This is a genomic window from Amycolatopsis sp. NPDC114505 (assembly GCF_055633615.1).
In genome coordinates this window covers 196,662-212,721 of the sequence record NZ_JBVKDV010000001.1, presented here as the reverse complement: position 1 = coordinate 212,721, position 16,060 = coordinate 196,662, and the positions used below count along the sequence as shown (strand labels likewise).

At 71.5% G+C, this 16,060-nt stretch carries 13 protein-coding genes and 1 pseudogene; 5 read left to right on the top strand and 9 right to left on the bottom strand.

Annotated elements, in window-relative coordinates:
• Positions 1–35: 35 nt before the first annotated feature.
• Entirely contained in the window at positions 36–1,442 is a 1,407-nt protein-coding gene (locus ACZ7OU_RS01000; protein ID WP_470253847.1) for an FAD-dependent monooxygenase, read from the top strand.
• Here the strand turns inward: ACZ7OU_RS01000 and ACZ7OU_RS00995 are convergent, their stop codons facing one another.
• Genes ACZ7OU_RS00995 through ACZ7OU_RS00980 form a run of 4 tightly spaced genes read right to left on the bottom strand, consistent with a single transcriptional unit; the run spans position 1,443 to position 4,044 of the window.
• On the bottom strand, positions 1,443–1,619 hold the full coding sequence (locus ACZ7OU_RS00995; protein WP_470239217.1) for a hypothetical protein: 177 nt from the start codon (positions 1,617–1,619) through the stop codon (positions 1,443–1,445).
• A 38-nt stretch (positions 1,620–1,657) separates the two neighbouring features.
• Positions 1,658–2,596, bottom strand: coding sequence for a CHAD domain-containing protein (locus ACZ7OU_RS00990; protein ID WP_470253846.1), 939 nt, complete (start codon positions 2,594–2,596; stop codon positions 1,658–1,660).
• A gap of 28 nt (positions 2,597–2,624) precedes the next feature.
• Positions 2,625–3,608, bottom strand: coding sequence for a 2,3,4,5-tetrahydropyridine-2,6-dicarboxylate N-succinyltransferase (gene dapD, locus ACZ7OU_RS00985; protein WP_470253845.1), 984 nt, complete (start codon positions 3,606–3,608; stop codon positions 2,625–2,627).
• Between the two features lie 28 nt (positions 3,609–3,636).
• A complete protein-coding gene (locus tag ACZ7OU_RS00980) occupies positions 3,637–4,044 on the bottom strand; it encodes a hypothetical protein (protein WP_470255858.1) in 408 nt (135 codons plus the stop codon).
• A gap of 44 nt (positions 4,045–4,088) precedes the next feature.
• Here ACZ7OU_RS00980 and dapE point away from each other — a divergent pair, with 44 nt between their 5' ends.
• The 4 genes and pseudogenes from dapE to ACZ7OU_RS00960 all read left to right on the top strand — a co-directional run bounded on the left by dapE (position 4,089) and on the right by ACZ7OU_RS00960 (position 7,192).
• Complete coding sequence (dapE, locus tag ACZ7OU_RS00975) at positions 4,089–5,159, top strand: succinyl-diaminopimelate desuccinylase (protein WP_470253844.1); 1,071 nt, start codon at positions 4,089–4,091, stop codon at positions 5,157–5,159.
• A 118-nt stretch (positions 5,160–5,277) separates the two neighbouring features.
• Positions 5,278–6,078: a DUF3152 domain-containing protein gene (locus ACZ7OU_RS00970; RefSeq protein WP_470253843.1), complete on the top strand. Its 801-nt coding sequence runs from the start codon at positions 5,278–5,280 to the stop codon at positions 6,076–6,078.
• A 9-nt stretch (positions 6,079–6,087) separates the two neighbouring features.
• Positions 6,088–6,360, top strand: a pseudogene (locus ACZ7OU_RS00965) (DUF7638 domain-containing protein); the annotation flags it as partial.
• Positions 6,361–6,391: 31 nt separating this feature from the next.
• Entirely contained in the window at positions 6,392–7,192 is an 801-nt protein-coding gene (locus ACZ7OU_RS00960; RefSeq protein ID WP_470253842.1) for an NADAR family protein, read from the top strand.
• Between the two features lie 42 nt (positions 7,193–7,234).
• Here ACZ7OU_RS00960 and ACZ7OU_RS00955 read toward each other — a convergent pair whose 3' ends face one another.
• From ACZ7OU_RS00955 to ACZ7OU_RS00935, 5 genes are all read right to left on the bottom strand, one after another.
• Positions 7,235–8,287, bottom strand: coding sequence for a chitinase (locus ACZ7OU_RS00955; RefSeq protein ID WP_470253841.1), 1,053 nt, complete (start codon positions 8,285–8,287; stop codon positions 7,235–7,237).
• A 135-nt stretch (positions 8,288–8,422) separates the two neighbouring features.
• The gene (locus tag ACZ7OU_RS00950; RefSeq protein ID WP_470253840.1) at positions 8,423–10,027 is read right to left on the bottom strand and encodes a M28 family peptidase; all 1,605 of its coding nucleotides are present in this window, start codon (positions 10,025–10,027) and stop codon (positions 8,423–8,425) included.
• Between the two features lie 86 nt (positions 10,028–10,113).
• Positions 10,114–12,378, bottom strand: coding sequence for a M4 family metallopeptidase (locus ACZ7OU_RS00945; RefSeq protein ID WP_470253839.1), 2,265 nt, complete (start codon positions 12,376–12,378; stop codon positions 10,114–10,116).
• 314 nt (positions 12,379–12,692) lie between these two features.
• On the bottom strand, positions 12,693–13,958 hold the full coding sequence (locus tag ACZ7OU_RS00940; RefSeq protein WP_470253838.1) for a helix-turn-helix domain-containing protein: 1,266 nt from the start codon (positions 13,956–13,958) through the stop codon (positions 12,693–12,695).
• A gap of 74 nt (positions 13,959–14,032) precedes the next feature.
• Entirely contained in the window at positions 14,033–16,048 is a 2,016-nt protein-coding gene (locus tag ACZ7OU_RS00935; protein ID WP_470253837.1) for a M4 family metallopeptidase, read from the bottom strand.
• Positions 16,049–16,060 lie beyond the last annotated feature (12 nt).

The window sequence follows — 16,060 nt, the reverse complement described above, 5'->3', positions numbered from 1 at the left end:
AGATTCACTGAATTTCAATTCACTGGGAGGACGAGATGGACACACGGGTGCTGATCGCGGGAGCCGGGCCGACCGGGCTGACGCTGGCCATCGAGCTGGCGCGGCGCGACGTCGCCGTGCGGATCATCGACAAGGCCGAGACGTACTTCGTCGGCTCGCGCGGCGACGGGCTCCAGCCCCGCACGCTGGAGATCTTCGAAGACCTCGGCGTGCTCGACGCGGTGCTGGCCGCGGGGGCCGCGCCGGTGCCGATGAAGATCCACCTCGGCGGCGAGGTCGTCGGCGAGCGGATGATGTTCGACCCCGTCGAGCCGACGCCGGCGAAGCCGTACCCGACCGGCTGGTTCCTCGGCCAGTCGCAGACCGAGGGCATCCTGCGCGACCGGCTGGCCGAGTTCGGCGTCCACGTCGAGCTGAACACCGCGCTGACCGGCTTCGAGCAGGACGCCGACGGCGTCACGGCCACGCTCAGCACGGGCGAGACGGTCTGCGCCGAGTACCTGGTCGGCGCCGACGGCGGTAAGAGCGTCGTCCGCAAGACGCTGGGGATCGCGTTCGAGGGCACCACCGACGAGTCGATCCGGATGCTGCTCGGCGACGTCCACGCCGAGGGCCTCGACCGCGCGTACGGCCACTGGTTCGCGGCGCCGGAAGACCCGATGAGCGGCATGATGTTCAGCCCGCTGCCGGGCACCCCGTGGTTCCAGTTCGGCGCGCCGCTCGGCGACGGTGAGCTCGACGTCGAGACCGCGCTGCCCGCGGTCCAGGCCCGGCTCGACGCGCTCAGCGGCGGCACCGTCAAGCTGTCCGACCTGGCCTGGTCGACGGTGTGGCGGCCGAACGTCCGGCTCGCGGCGCGCTTCCGCGACGGCCGGGTCTTCCTGGTCGGCGACGCCGCGCACGTCCACCCGCCGACCGGCGGCCAGGGCCTGAACACCGGCGTCGGAGACGGCTACAACCTGGGCTGGAAGCTCGCGGACGGCTCACCCGAGCTGATCGACAGCTACGAGGTCGAGCGCCGGACGAACGCGGCGCGCGTGCTCGGGATCTCGACCGAGCTGATGCAGAAGTACGTCGACGGCGACGAGGACGCGCACAAGCGCGGCGAGGACACCCAGCAGCTGGACATCAGCTACCGCGGCGGCCCGCTGTCCCCGGCCGGCTCGGGTGCTCTCCAGCCGGGCGACCGCGCCCCGGACGCGCCCCTGACCGACGCGAACGGCAAGCGCGTGCGGCTCTTCGAGCTGTTCCGCGGCCCGCACGCGACGTCGCTGACCTTCGGCGACGGCCCGGCGGAGGGCTGCCGGATCCTGCCCGCGGGAAGTGTCGCGACCGGCACCGACCTGGTCGACGACGGTGGCCACGCGTACGCGGCGTACGAGGCCGAGGGCGGCCGGCAGGTGCTCGTCCGGCCCGACGGGTACGTCTGGTCGATCGCCTGATCACGACATCCCGCTGTGCGTGGAGTTGTCGTAGGTGCCGTTCGGCTTGGCGCGGTACGGGTAGCGGCCGAGCTTCCGCCCGCGCCGCACCCGGCGGCCGGCCAGGACGCCGATCGTGAGAATGATCAGGAGCAGCAGGACCACTCCGCCGATGGCCAGGGTCAGTGCGGTCGCCATCAGCCGAGCTTACGGTCGGCGGCAAGGCTTCGGGGCGATCAGGCGTGCAGAGCCCGGGCGGCGTCGTCGACCCCGGCCCAGGACGCGCGCCAGACCGCGCGGGCCTCGGCTCGGCGGGCCAGCTCGCGCTCGGCGATCCGGCCGGCGACGAAGCCGACCTCGCCGTCCGCCGTGTCCAGCACCGTGCGCATCCGCTCCGCCGCGATCACCGCGTCCTGGTGGTCGCCGAGCACGGTCTGGAAGTCCCGGGTCGCCTTGATCAGCCGCTTGATCCGCTTGGCCTGCTTCTTCTTCGCCGACGTCTGGGCCAGCTCGGCGGCGTAGCGCAGCTTCTTGCCGTGGATGCGCAGGTCGTGCAGGTCGTCGTCCGGCGGGTCGGCGGGCAGCGCTCGGACGGCTTTGGCGAGCTTGCGGTGCGGCTTCGCCAGCCCGGCGACCAGGTCGTGCGACTGCTCCGCCACCTCGGCGGCGGCCTCCCGGTCGCGGGTCAGCAGGCTGACCTCGCGCAACAGCGTCGAGTAGCGCGCACTGGACAACGCCCTGGTCAGCCGCCGTTTCGCCGCGGTGCGCTCGGTGACGAACCGGGACACCAGCCGGCGCCCGGCGGCCTGGTCGCGGACCTCGAAGTCGGCGATGACCTCGCGCAGGTGCCCGATCAGGACGTCGTGGTCCCGCACCTCGCCGAGCGACTGGCCGAGCCAGCCCAGCTCCGCGCGCACCGGCTCGGCGCCGTCCCCGACCAGCGTGCCGGACAGCTTCAGCACGCTGCGCATCCGCCGCAGGGCGACGCGCATCTGGTGCAGGTCCTCGGGGTCGGCGCCCGAGCGCGTACCGGGTTCGTACGCGAGCAGCGCCCGGATCTCCCGGTCGAGCTTGGCTCGCACGTGGTGGACCGCCGGATCCGCCGGACCCGCCTCGACCGGGAGCTCCGGCAGGCCCAGCTCGGCCGGGGTATGCGGCAACGATTCGGTGGTCACACCATGAATACTAAGTGAATTCCGCCGCTCAGTCGTTGGCGTGCAGGATCGAGTTCAGCTCGACGCCGGCCCCGGTCCGCGGCACGACCTCGACCGCGCCGGTCGCCGAGTTGCGGCGGAACACCGCGCCCGAGACGCCGTTGAGCTCGCGGGCCTTGACGACCTTGCCGTCGACGACGACCTTCGTCCCCGCCGTCACGTACAGCCCGGCCTCGACGACCGTGTCGTCGCCCAGCGAGATCCCGACGCCGCCGTTCGCGCCGATCAGGCAGCGCTCGCCCAGCGAGATCGTCTCCTTGCCGCCGCCCGAGAGCGTGCCCATGATCGACGCGCCGCCGCCGACGTCCGAGCCGTCGCCGACCACCACGCCGGCCGAAATCCGGCCTTCGACCATCGACGCGCCGAGCGTGCCGGCGTTGAAGTTCACGAAGCCCTCGTGCATCACGGTCGTGCCGCTCGCCAGGTGCGCGCCGAGCCGGACGCGGTCCGCGTCGCCGATCCGGACGCCGGCGGGCAGGACGTAGTCGACCATCCGCGGGAACTTGTCGACGCTGTAGACGGTCACCGCGCCGCGCGAGCGCAGCCGCAGCCGCGTCGTCTCGAAGCCCTCGACCGGGCACGGGCCGTGGTTGGTCCACACGACGTTGGCCAGCAGGCCGAACATGCCGTCGAGGTTCTGGCCGTGCGGGCGGACCAGGCGGTGCGAGAGCAGGTGCAGCCGCAGGTACATGTCGTGGGTGTCCACGGGCGCGTCGGCGAGCTTGCCGATCGTGGTGCGGACGGCGACGACCTCGATCCCGCGGTCGGTGTCCGGGCCGAGCAGCGCCGCGGCGGCCTCGCCGAGCAGCTCGGTGGCCTCTTCGGTGCCGAGGCGTTCCGTGCCGGCGGTGCCACCTTCGGTCAGCTTCGGCTGCGGGTACCAGGTGTCGAGGACGGTCCCGTCGGTCGCGACGGTGGCCAGCCCGACGCCGCTGGCGCCGGTCGTTTCGGGGTTCGGGCTCTGCTCGCTCACGCCCGACACGGTAGTCGAGTGACGCGGATCAACCACTCGTGGGCCGGGCCGCTACCTGCTTCTTCAGCCCGTCGAGAGCGGCGGCGACGTCGACCAGCGCCTGCGTGCAGGGGCCGCCCGGGGCGGGCACGGTCGTGCAGCCGGCGCCGCGGAAGGCCTTCACGGCGGTGTCGAGCTTGTCCGCTTCGGCGACCAGCTGCGGGTCGCGGTCGTCCGCGCGCTTGCGGGCCGTGCCCGGGACGTTCGCGACCTCCGTGACGTACTTCTCACAGCCCTTCGGCAGCTGGGTGCGCGGGCTCGCGTAGCACTGGTCGGCGGTCAGCGCGTCCAGCTTCGTCGGGAGCGCGTCCGGTCCGGGCTCGCCGCCCTGCTTGGGGGTCGGGCCGGCTTCGTTTCCGCAGCCGGACAGGACCAGGACCAGCAACGTGCCGCCCACGGCGACCGGGAACCTACGCACACCCTCACGGTAGCGTGCCGGGCATGAGCCTCGACCTGCACGCCGACCCCGTCGACCTGACCGCCGCGCTCGTGGACGTCTTCAGCGTGTCGGGCAGCGAGGCCGAGCTGGCGGCGTTGGTGCAGGCGGCGCTGGAGAAGCAGGCACCGCACCTCGAGGTGATCCGCAGCGGCGACGCCGTCCTGGCACGCACGAACCTCGGCCGCGCGTCGCGGGTGGTGCTCGCCGGGCACCTGGACACCGTGCCGGAAAACGGAAACTTCCCTTCGCGGCGCGAAGGCACCGGCGCCGACGAGATCCTGCACGGCCTCGGCACGGTCGACATGAAGAGCGGCGACGCGGTGTTCCTGCACCTCGCCGCGACCTTGCCTTCGCCCAGGCACGACATCACTTTCGTCTTCTACGACAACGAAGAGGTCGAAGCGGTCAAGAACGGCCTCGGCCGGATCGAGCGCGAGCTGCCGGAGTGGCTGGCGGGCGACCTGGCGATCGTGGGCGAGCCGTCGAACGGGGTGATCGAGGCGGGCTGCCAGGGCACGATGCGCGTCGAGCTGAGCCTGGCCGGCAAGCGCGCGCACACGGCGCGGGCGTGGATGGGGGAGAACGCGATCCACGCGCTGGCCGAGCCGTTGCGGCGGCTGGCGGAGTACGCGCCGCGGGTGGTGGACATCGACGGGCTGACCTACCGCGAGGGCCTGCAGGCGACGAAGATCAACGGCGGCGTCGCGGGCAACGTGGTCCCGGATTCGGCGGTGCTGACGGTGAACTTCCGCTTCGCCCCCGGCCGTTCCCCGGAGGCAGCGGAACGTCACGTGCGCGACGTGTTCGACGGCTACGAACTGTCCGTTGTGGACATGTCCCCGGGCGCACTCCCGGGGTTGTCGGCCCCGGCGGCGGCCGAGCTGGTGGCGGCAGCGGGCGGCCGCGCGGCGGCAAAACTGGGCTGGACGGACGTGGCACGCTTCGCGGCACTGGGGATGCCGGCGGTGAACTTCGGCCCGGGCAACCCGACCCTGGCCCACACGAAGCAGGAGAACGTCCACACGGCGGAGATCCGCCAGGTGACCGAGGTGCTGCGCAAGTTCCTGTCCTGAGTGGCCGTCGTCACACTCGCGGCGGCTGAGCTGCGGTGACTCTGTGCCATAGTGCGTCACCGCAACTTTTCCGTGTCGCCGGCCGTATCTCCCGGTGAGGGTGATTCCGGGAGGGACCATGTCGAAAACCGCGAGACGGGCCGCGGCCGTCGCCGTGCTCGCGCTGGCGGTCGTCGGTGCGCTCACCGCCTGTGAGCAGCAGCCCGTCGCCGCGCCCGCGGCCGGGCCGATCGTCACCGCCATCGGGGATGCCACCGCGCTCCCGCCGCCGCCCGACGAGCGGCAGCCCGTCACGCAGACCGCACCCGTCGAAGTCGCCATCACCTTCCCGCGGACCGGCTCCGGCCAGTGGATGTTCACCCCCGGCAGCGACGAGGTGGCCGGAACCGCCGGCAAGCTCATGCGCTACCGGATCGCCCTGGAAACCGACATCGACGGCGTCGGGCCGGCCGCGTTCGCCAAGAGCATCCGCGGCATCCTCGGCGACCCGCGCGGCTGGACCGGCGGCGGCGAGTGGCGGCTGCAGGAGGTCGGGCCCGAGGACCCCGCCGACTTCACGATCTACCTCGCGACGCCGGCCAGCCGCGACAGGCTCTGCGGTGGCACGGCGGACAGCTACACCTCCTGCCGCAACGGCAGCAACGTCGTGCTCAACGTCGCCCGCTGGGCCAACGCCGTCCCGAACTACGGCGCCCCGCTCGACGTCTACCGGCGGTACATGGTCACCCACGAGACCGGGCACCGGCTCGGCCACGGCCACGAGCTGTGCCCGGGCGCGGGCCGGCCGGCGCCGGTGATGGAGCAGCAGACGCTCGGGCTGCACGGCTGCGTCCCGAACCCCTGGCCCTTCCCGAACGGCCGCGAGTACGCCGGCCCGTCGGGCGAGTACAACGACCCGATCCCGGCCGGCGACTCCTAGGCTTGCCGCATGCCGGACACCACTCCGACCTGGCGCACCGTCGAGGACGACGTCGTTCAGGGGCGGCAACGCCTGATCTTCGTCAACGAACACGACAGCTGCATCCTGACCACGCTCGCCGTCTACGCCGACGGCGTCGTCGCCTGGCGGTGGGGGACGACCGACTTCGACGGCCTTCGCACCGCGTTCGCCGACGGCACCCTCACCCTGACCCCACCCGAGGACGCGAGGGTCATCGTGAACGGCACCGCCGCCGGCACAGTGCGGCTGGAGTCCTGGTTGACGCCCGACCTCCTCATCGCGGACCTCTCCGATGAGGTGGACCGGCTCAACGACCGGCCAGGATTCCTCCGGGCGCTGCTGGGACGCGCTTCTCGCGTATGCCGCCGAGCCGAGCCCCGCCAACCTGGAGATCGTCCGCGAGCGGTACCACGCGGTGCCCGAGCACCGGCGGATCTACGTGCTCGGCGACATGGACCAGAACGACGTGCCGGTGCGGATCCTGCTCGCCGCGCCGGGCGAGACGATCCCCGCCCGGGACCCGGACCGCACGATCACCGTGACGCCGGAGAAGCAGGAGTGGGCGCTGGAGTACTTCCGCCGCGGCGAGCGCGGTGTCGCCCAGTCGCGGCAGCGGAACGCGGCGGACGGGCCGGAGACACCGGGCGCGATCCCGCTGCGGATCGACGTCGGGGTCTACCCGACCGGCTGGCCGGAGCCACCGGGCCCCGAGGTGCTGCAGATCGACTACCCGGCACCGGTTGTGCACGACGGCCGGGAGTACCGGACGGTCATGCACGCCTACTGGGCGCTGTCCACCGGCGACGCCGCCTGGCACGATCGGATCGCCGCCGTCGAGCTCGGCCGCGAAGCCCGGATCCTCGCCGAGCGGGCACCCCGCCGGGACGGCTGGTCCGCGGTGCGGCTCGGGGTGATGGCCGCGCTCCTGCGGGACAAGTTCGACCGGCATCCGGCGATGGCGCAGCGGCTGCGGGAAACCGGCGACGCCCGGCTGCTCTACGGCGATTGGGGTTCGCGGTACTGGAGCTCCAGCGGCGCCAACTGGGTGGGGCGCCTGCTGGAGCTGGTGCGGTCGGAGCTCGTGGGACGCTGATCGGGACCACCGGCCCGGAACGAGTCCGGGCCGGTGCGACTCCTAGCGGCCCTGCAACGACTTGACGTTGTTGCCGAAGGTCCAGCCCTTCGAGCCGTCCCAGTTGATCGACCAGTCCATCAGGCCCTTGAGCCCCGGAACCGACCGCCACGCCTGGGAAACCAGGCTCGTCGACATGTACCCGCCGCCCGCGCCGGGCTGCGCCGGCAACCCGGGCACCTGCTTGTCGTACGGGACGCGGATCGTCGTGCCCTGCACGACCAGGCCGTTGTTCAGGCACTGCGTCTGCACGGTGAAGCCCTGCACGGTCCCGGCCTGGTACGAGTCGCCCGAGCAGCCGTACATCGACCCGTTGTAGTACTGCATGTTCAGCCACCACAGCCGGCCGTTGTCCGCGTACTTCTTGATGATCGGCAGGTACGCGCCCCAGATCGAGCCATACGTGATGCTGCCGCCGGTCACGTACGCCGTCTCCGGCGCCATCGTGAGCCCGAAGTTCGACGGCATCTTCGCGAGCACGCCGTCGATGATCCGGATCAGGTTGGACTGCGACGCCGACAGCGTCTTGATGTTGCCGCTGCCGGTCAGCCCGGTCTCGATGTCGATGTCGATCCCGTCGAAGTTGTACGCCTTCAGGATCGGCACGACCGTGGCGACGAACTTGTCGGCCACCGCCGACGACGACAGGTCGATGCCGGCCGCCGCGCCGCCGATCGACATCAGGAGCGTCGCACCCGCGGCCTTCGCCGCGCACATCTCGGCGGGCGTCGACACCTTGACGCCGGCGTCCATCCCGTTCTCCCACAACACGGTCCCGTCGGACCGGATCACCGGGAACGCGGCGTTGATGACGTTGTAGCCGTGCTGCGCCATGCGGCTGTCGGTGATCGGCACCCAGCCCATCCCCGGGTGGACGCCGTTCGCGGCGCCGTCCCAGTTCTCCCAGTACCCCTGGAGGACCTTGCCGGTGGGCCGGGATTTCACCGCGCACGTGTCGGCCTGCACCGCCCCCTGCGCGGGGGCCGACACGAGCAGCGGGACGGCCAGGACCGCCGCCAGAAGGGTTCCGAACAGGCGGGTTCTGCGACCGGACATACCGATTCCCATCGTCGTTGAGGGCGAACGCGGCGTGTGGCGTCCACGATAGGGAACCGGGGAAAGCGCTGACTACCTACGAACGGGTGGTCTAGACAACCTGGGGCGCCCGGTGAGGAGCGCCCCAGGCCGGGGTCAGACGGTCAGCGTCCAGGAGGACAGGTAACCGGTGTCGGCCGGGCCGACGTCCCGCAGCCGCAGCTGCCAGGCACCGTTCGCGGCCTCCGAAGACGCGTTGACGGTGTAGGTGGTGTCGAGGTTCGGCGTCGAGTCGCTGCTGGAGTTCTTCAGCCGGTACGCCGTGCCGTCCGGGGCGACGAGGTCGAGGACCAGGTCACCGCGGTAGGTGTGGGTGATGTGCACCTCGACCTTGGTGGCGGTGGACGCGTTGCGCGCGCAGCCGCCGACGGTCGCCGTGCTGTTCACCGCCGCACCCGGGTAGTCCGGGATGTTCAGCCGCGTCCCGTTGGTGACCGGCGCGCACGAGGACGTCCCGACGCCGAGGGTGAACGACGCCGTGTGGTCGACGCTCGCGCCGTCCGCTGTCACGGTGACCGGGAAACTGCCGGTCGGAGTGCTCGAAGACGTCGTGATCGTCAGCGTCGAAGAACCGCCCGACTGGACGGTGGCCGGGCTGAACGACGCCGTCGCACCGGACGGCAGCCCCGAAGCCGACAGCGAGATGGACTGCGCGCTGCCGGACGTCGTCGCGGTGCTGACCGCGACCTGCAGCGACTGTCCGGGTTGGACGGTCCCGGCGGTCGGGTTCAGGTTCACCGAGAAGTCGTTGCCCGTCGTCGTCGCGACGGCCAGCTTCCACAGCGCGTACCCGATCGCGTCGGAGTTCTTCTCCAGCGGGGTGTCCGGGATGTTCGCCGTCGTGTCGCAGGCGCGGTGGTAGCAGTTGTCGAACGCCGCACCCGCGGTACCGCCCCACTTCTGGGCCTGCGCCGAGCTCTTGATGTCGCCGGCGCCGGTGGCCAGGCCGCCGACCGGGATGCCCGCGCTCTTGAACGACGCGTGGTCGGAGCGGCCGTCGCCTTCGCTGTCGCCCTCGGTCTGGATGCCGATGGACGAGAAGTACTCGTCGAAGATCGCCTTGACCGAAGCGACGTCGTCGTAGACGAAGTAGCCCCAGTTCTTCGAGCCGATCATGTCGAAGTTGAGGTAGGTCTTGATCTTCGTGCGCTCGGCGCTCGGGAGGTTGTTGACGTAGTACTTCGAGCCGACCAGGCCGGACTCCTCGTCGGCCCACCAGGCGAAGCGGACGCGCTTGGCCATCGCCGGGTTGGTGCGGGCCAGCGTCAGCGCCGTCTCGAGGATCGACGCGCTGCCGGAGCCGTTGTCGTTGATGCCGGGGCCGGCGCTCACGCTGTCGAGGTGCGCGCCGAGCATGATGACCTGGCTCGCGTCACCCTGCGGCCACTCCGCGATCAGGTTCTGCGACTGCCCGATGCAGCTGGTGCACGTCTGGCGGGTCGTGGTGAACCCGGCGTTCTTCAGCAGGTTCTCCACATAGGACACCGACGCCGCGTACCCGGCGCCGCGCGGGGAGCGCGTGCCGCCGTTGTTGTTGGCGATGGTCTGCAGCTGGTTGAGGTGGGTCTTGATGTTGGCCAGCGAGATGTCCGGCGCGGCGAGTGCCGTGGCCGGCGCGGCGGTGGCCGCTGGCGCGGAGACGACGCCCAGCACGGCGGCCAGGGCGGTGACCCCGGCGCCGAGTCGTGTTGTCCACTTCATGGCGGTGAGTTCCTTCGGTGGGGGTTGGGGGAGAACGGCCGTGAAGGCCGCACCGGGCTGGTGCGGCCTTCACGGGTGGGGAACTGCTACACGGTCAACGTCCAGGAGGACAGGTAACCGGTGTCGGCGGGGCCGACGTCTCGGATGCGGAGCTGCCACGCGCCGTTCGCGGCTTCCGAAGAAGCGTTGACGGTGTAGGTGGTGTTGATGTTCGGCGTCGACGACGAGCTGGAGTTCTTCAGCCGGTAGGCGGTGCCGTCCGGCGCGACCAGGTCGAGGACCAGGTCACCGCTGTAGGTGTGGGTGATGTGCACCTCGACCTTGGTGGTCGACGACGCGTTGCGCGCGCAGCCCGCCACGGTGTTCGAGCTGCTGACCGCGGCACCCGGGTAGTCCGGGATGTTCAGCCGGGTCCCGTTGGTCACCGCGGCGCACGAACCCGTGGTCCCGACGGACAGCGTGTACTGCGCCGTGTGGTCCGTGCTGGCCCCGTCGGCGGTGATGGTGATCGGGAAGCTGCCGGTCGGCGTCGACGACGTCGTCGCGATCGTCAGCGTCGAGGAGCCGCCGGACTGGATGGTCGCCGGGCTGAACGACGCGGTCGCGCCGGCCGGGAGACCCGAGGCGGACAGCGTGATCGACTGTGCCGCGCCGGAGGTGATCGCGGTGCCGACGGTGGTGGTCGCCGAGGCGCCCGGCTGCACGGAACCCGAAGCCGGGTTCAGCGCGACGGAGAAGTCCGGACCGCCGCCGCTGCACGAGGTGGGCTCACCGGTCGCGGTGGTGACGGAGACGGCGTCCCACGCGGCCTTGGTGGCGTTGTACTCGGTGCAGCTGCCCGGGAAGAGCGCGATCGCGGCTTCGAGGGTCGCCTTGCGGGCGGCCTTGTGGTTCCACGACGAGGTCTTCTTCAGCAGGCCGTTGTAGAAGATCTTGCCTGCCTTCTGGATGCCGACGCCGGTGACCGACGAGCTGTTGCACGTCGGGCTGTTCGGCTTGCCGCCGCCTGGCGCGGAGCCCTCGGCGAGCAGGTAGAACCAGTGGTTCTGCGGGCCGGCCGCCGCGTGCACCTCGGTGCTCGGGATCGACGACGAGTAGCAGTTCGGGTCGCCGACCAGCGAGGGCTGGTACATGTAGCGGATCGGGCCCTGGCCGACCAGGTTGACGCCCTCGCCGACCTGGTAGTCCGGGACGTCCTTCGGGTTGTTGGCGTACGCCTCGGTCAGCGCGCCGAAGATGTCACCCGTCGACTCGTTCATCCCGCCGTTCTCGTTGCCGGAACCGGCACCGCCCGGGGTGAACTGGAAGATGCCGTGCCCGAACTCGTGGCCGACGACGTCCATCGAGGTGGCCTGGCGCTGGTTGTCCTGCGAGTGCCCGAAGTGCGTCGACGAACCGTTCCAGTAGGCGTTGACGTCGCTCAGGCCGACCGACGCCGGGTAACCGGTGCCGCTGCCGTTGATGCCGTTGCGGCCCAGCCAGTCGGCGAGCATCTTCCACTCGGTCTGCACGCCGAAGAGCGTGTCGACGCAGGCGGTCTCGAGGTCCGTGCCGGTGCCGTTGCCCCAGGCGTTGTCGGTGCCGCTGTAGACGGAACCGCCTTCACGGCCGCAGCTGATGCCGGTGCGGCCCGGGTCGCGCATGGTGTAGGTGGTGCCGGACTGCGTCGTGTCGATGGAGACGTTGCCGACGTAGTAGCTGTTGCCGGTGCCGGCGACGTTCACCGTGTTCGGCTGGGCCTGGGTCTTCGCCCCGGAGGCGAACATCTTGACGTCGTCGCGCTTGTCGAGGATCGCGCCGGTGGCGGCGTCGACGAACACGTGCAGGTTGCTCGGCGCCGTGGCGGTGCGCCCGGCGACGACGACCTCGTAGGCGAGCTTGGGGCTCGCCCCGGCCAGCACGACCTTCTCCGGCGCGCTCACACTGTCCACAGTGGGCAGTTGGGCGCGCGCGGTGGCCGCGGCCTTCGCGGCGTCGAGGGCGGCCTGCGTCCCGACCGTGATGGCCGCGGTCTCGGCGGTGCTGGTGCCGCGGACGCGCCCGGCCCCGTCGGCGACGACGACCGCGTCCCCGCCCACGACCCGCAGGCCCTGGTAGGTCCGCTGGTAGGCGCCGTAGAACAGGCCGCCGCCACCGGCGGTGAGCCCGATGCGCTGGAACGATTCCGCCGGTCCGCGCTTGAGCGCGTCCAGTCCGGAAGCCGCGGCCTGGTCGGCGGCGCGGGCGGCCGCGACGTCGGGAGCGGCGGGCTGGACCTGGGGAGACGCGCTCGCCGGTGCCACCGGCAGCGCGAGCGTCATGGCGAGCCCGGCGGCGGCCGCCAAGCCCGTTCTGAACCCACGATGGGTCATCGAGGTCTTCCTTCCATGAAGGCAGGAGGATGGGAGCGGTGCGGGGGAAGAAGGGGACGTGTCCAAGCTGCTAACAGGAGGTATGCGTCCGGACGCATCCGAGTAAAGGATCAGCGGATCGGGGCGTCAATGCGCCGAACGGACCAATGCCACGTTCCGGATTCGGCGGTCAATTCGTACAAACCCCGCCGGTGCTGGGGATTCTCGACGCATTTCGCACCGGAACGACTTTCGTAGGGACTGTCCCGGACACCATCCGAACGCCGGGAGGTCTCGATCAACGGGAATCGTTAGTACTGCTTAAGAAAACGATGTCAGTCGGCTTCGGCACCCAACGCGAGCAGCCCGTTCCGCAGCACGTTCGCGGCTTCTTCCGCCCGCCCGGTCTCGCCCAGCAGCTCGCTCAGCGGCCGCAGGGCGCGCACCAGCACACCCCGCGCCCCGAGCCCGGTGGCCAGTTCGACCGCCGCCCGCAGGTACTCCGCCGCGCTCCGGGCGTCACCGCGGGCGCGAGCCAGCGACCCCAGCTGCAACCGGAGCTCCGCCGCCAAGGCCGTGCCCGCCACGACGGCCGGGCGGACCTGGTCGAGCAGCGCGCCCGCCGTCTCCAGCCGGCCCGCCGCCAGGTACTCCGACGCCAGCTCGACTGTGATCGCCGGGACGTCGTCGGGCCACGCCGTTTCCCGCGCCGCGCCGAGGTCGGCCAGCGCGCCCTCGACGTCACCCGCGCGGCCGCGGATCCGGGCCCTGGCCAGCAGGCAGTGCGCCATCGCCGGGTGCAGCGCCCGTTCCTGCATGAGGTCGTAGGCCGCGGCGACCGACGCGGCCGCGTCGGCGAACCGGTCGGCCGCGAGGTGGCTGCGGCACACCTCGACGTGGCTGCGGGTCAGCTCGGCCAGCACCGCCGGGCCACCGCGGGTGAGCCGCAGCGCCGACTCGGCGTACTCCGCGGCCCGCTCCAGATCGCCCTGACGCAGGTGCCGCTCGGCGAGGCACGCCCGCAGCGTCAGCAGCATCGACGGCTGTGGGTACCCGTCACGCAGCAGCTCCGCGTGGCAGGTTTCCAGCAGGTGCAAGGAATACTGCGCCTCGCCCCAGCCGCTCAGCACCGCCGCGCGCAAGGGGACGACCATCGCCCGCACCGGCGGCGGCTCGCCCGACAACGCCGTCTCGGCCTCGGCGACGTACTTCGTGCGGGCGTCGCCGGTGGAGTACCCGGCCAGCCACAGCAGCGCGATGCCCGCCTGCCGCGGCCGGTCGAGACGTTCGGCGTGGCGCCGGATCCGCTGCATCCGCGGGGTCGCGCGGCGGGCGTCGCCGGTCAGGAACCGGTCCGCCGTCTCGATCAGCTCGAGGTCGAGCTCCAGGAGCTCCCGGGGCGAGCTGCCGCCGAGCAGCTCGTCCGGATCGATGCCCAGCTGCTGGGCGAAGAACCGCAGCGCGTCGCCCGACGGCGTCCGCGCGCCGGTCTCGACCGACGACACGTACGCCGCGGAGTACTGCGGCCCGGCCAGTTCGCGCTGCGTGAGCCCGCGCTCGGTGCGCAGCTCACGCAGGCGTTCGCCGACGCTCTCGCTCACTCGGGTCGCCCTTCCACCGGTTCAGGGTAGGCCGCGTGGCGGCGGGGGAGTCGCCCGCCGCCACGCGACCGGGTTCAGCAGGCGCCGCCGTCGCTCCACACGGCCCACGAGGTGGGCGCGCCGGGCTCGGCACCGGTCGAGTACCACAGGGACGTCCACTTGTGACCGTTGTGGCCGACGACGTCGTTGGGCACGTAGGCCTTCGCGGTGTCCCACTCGGCGATACCGTCACAGCCGGTCGGCGGCGTGCCGGTGCCGACGGTGAGCGAGAACTGCGCGGTGTGGTCGGCGTCGGTGCCGTCGCCGGTGACCGTCACCTGGCTGGTGCCCTGCGGCGTGGTCGCCGAGGTGGCGATGGTCAGCGTCGACGTGCCGCCGGACTGGACGCTCGCCGGGCTGAAGGTCGCCTTCGCGCCTTCGGGGAGGCCGGTCGCGAGCAACTGCACCGTCTGGGCGCTGCCTTGCGTGACCCGGGTGGTCACCGTGGTGGTCGCGGTCTGTCCCGGTTGGACGGACGCCGACGTCGGCGACAGCGTCAGCGAGTAGTCGTTGCCGGCCGGCGGCTGGCCGCTGCAGGTCGGTTCACCGCTGACGGCCGGCACGCTCACCGCGTCCCAGGCGGCCTTGGTGGCGGTGAACTCGGTGCAGCTGCCCGGGAAGAGCGCGATCGCGGCTTCGAGCGTGGCCTTGCGGGCGGCCTTGTGGTTCCAGGAGGACGTCTTCTTCAGCAGTCCGTTGTAGAAGATCTTGCCGGCCTTCTGGATGCCGACGCCGGTGACGGTGCTGTTGTTGCACGTCGGGCTGGCGCCGCTGCCCTGGGAGAGCAGGTAGAACCAGTGGTTCTGCGGGCCCGCGGCGGCGTGCACCTCGGTGCTCGGGATCGACGCCGAATAGCAGTTCGGGTCGCCGACCTTCGACGGGTTGTCCATGTAGCGGATCGGGCCCTGGCCGACGAGGTTGACGCCCTCGCCGACGCTGAAGTCCGGGGTGTCCTTCGGGTTGTTGGCGTAGTACTCGGTCAGCGCGCCGAAGATGTCGCCGGTGGACTCGTTGAGGCCACCGTTCTCGTTGCCCGACCCGGCGCCGCCCGGGGTCGTCTGGAAGATCGCGTGCCCGTACTCGTGGCCGACGACGTCCATCGGCGTCGCCTGGCGGCGGTTGTCCTGCGAGTGCCCGAAGTGGGTCGAGGAGCCGTCCCAGTAGGCGTTGACGTCGTTGAGGCCGACGCTCGCGCGGAAGCCGCCGCCGGCGCCGTCGATGCCGTTGCGGCCCAGCCACTCCGACAGCATCTTCCACTCGGTCTGGACGCTGTAGAGCGCGTCGACGCAGCCGGTTTCGAGGTCGGTGCCCGAGGCGTTGCCCCAGGTGTTGGTGCTCTTGGTGAAGATCGCGCCGCCTTCGCGGCCGCAGGCGATGCCGCGGCGGCCGGGGTCGGTCATCGAGTAGGAGCTGCCGGAGCCGGACGTGTCGATCGGGACGGTGCCGGCGTAGTAGGAGTTGCCGGTGCCCGCTTCGCGGACGTCGTCGCGGGTGTCGAGGACCTTGCCGGTGGCGCTGTCGACGAAGACGTGCAGCTTGGTGGGTTTGGTGTTGTCGCGGCCGCTGACGACGACCTCGTAGGCGAGCTTCGGGTCTTGGCCGGCCAGCACGACCAGCTTCGGCGCGGTGCTGCTGTCTACTGTGGACACCTTTGCTTCGGCGATCTTGGTGGCCTGCACGGCGTTGAGGCTCGCCTGGGTCTTCACCGTGATCGGCGCGGTGCGGGCGGCTTCGGTGCCGCGGACGCGCCCGGCCCCGTCGGCGACGACGACCGCGTCCCCGCCGACGACCGGCAGGCCGTGGTAAGTGCGCTGGTAGGAGGCGTAGTAGAGCCCGCCGCCACCCGGGGTGACCCCGGTGCGGAGGAAGGCCTCCCCGGCGCCCTTGGCGAGCCGGTCGGCGCCGTTCAGGGCGGCCTGGTCGGCGGCACGGGCGGCGAGCGCCTCGGGCGGGACGGCCGGTGGCTGGGCTTGGGCGGTGGCCGGGATCGCCGGCACCGCGAAGATCAGGGCAAGGCCGGCGATCGCCGCCAGCCCTCGTGGGGATCTCATGGGGAACCTTTC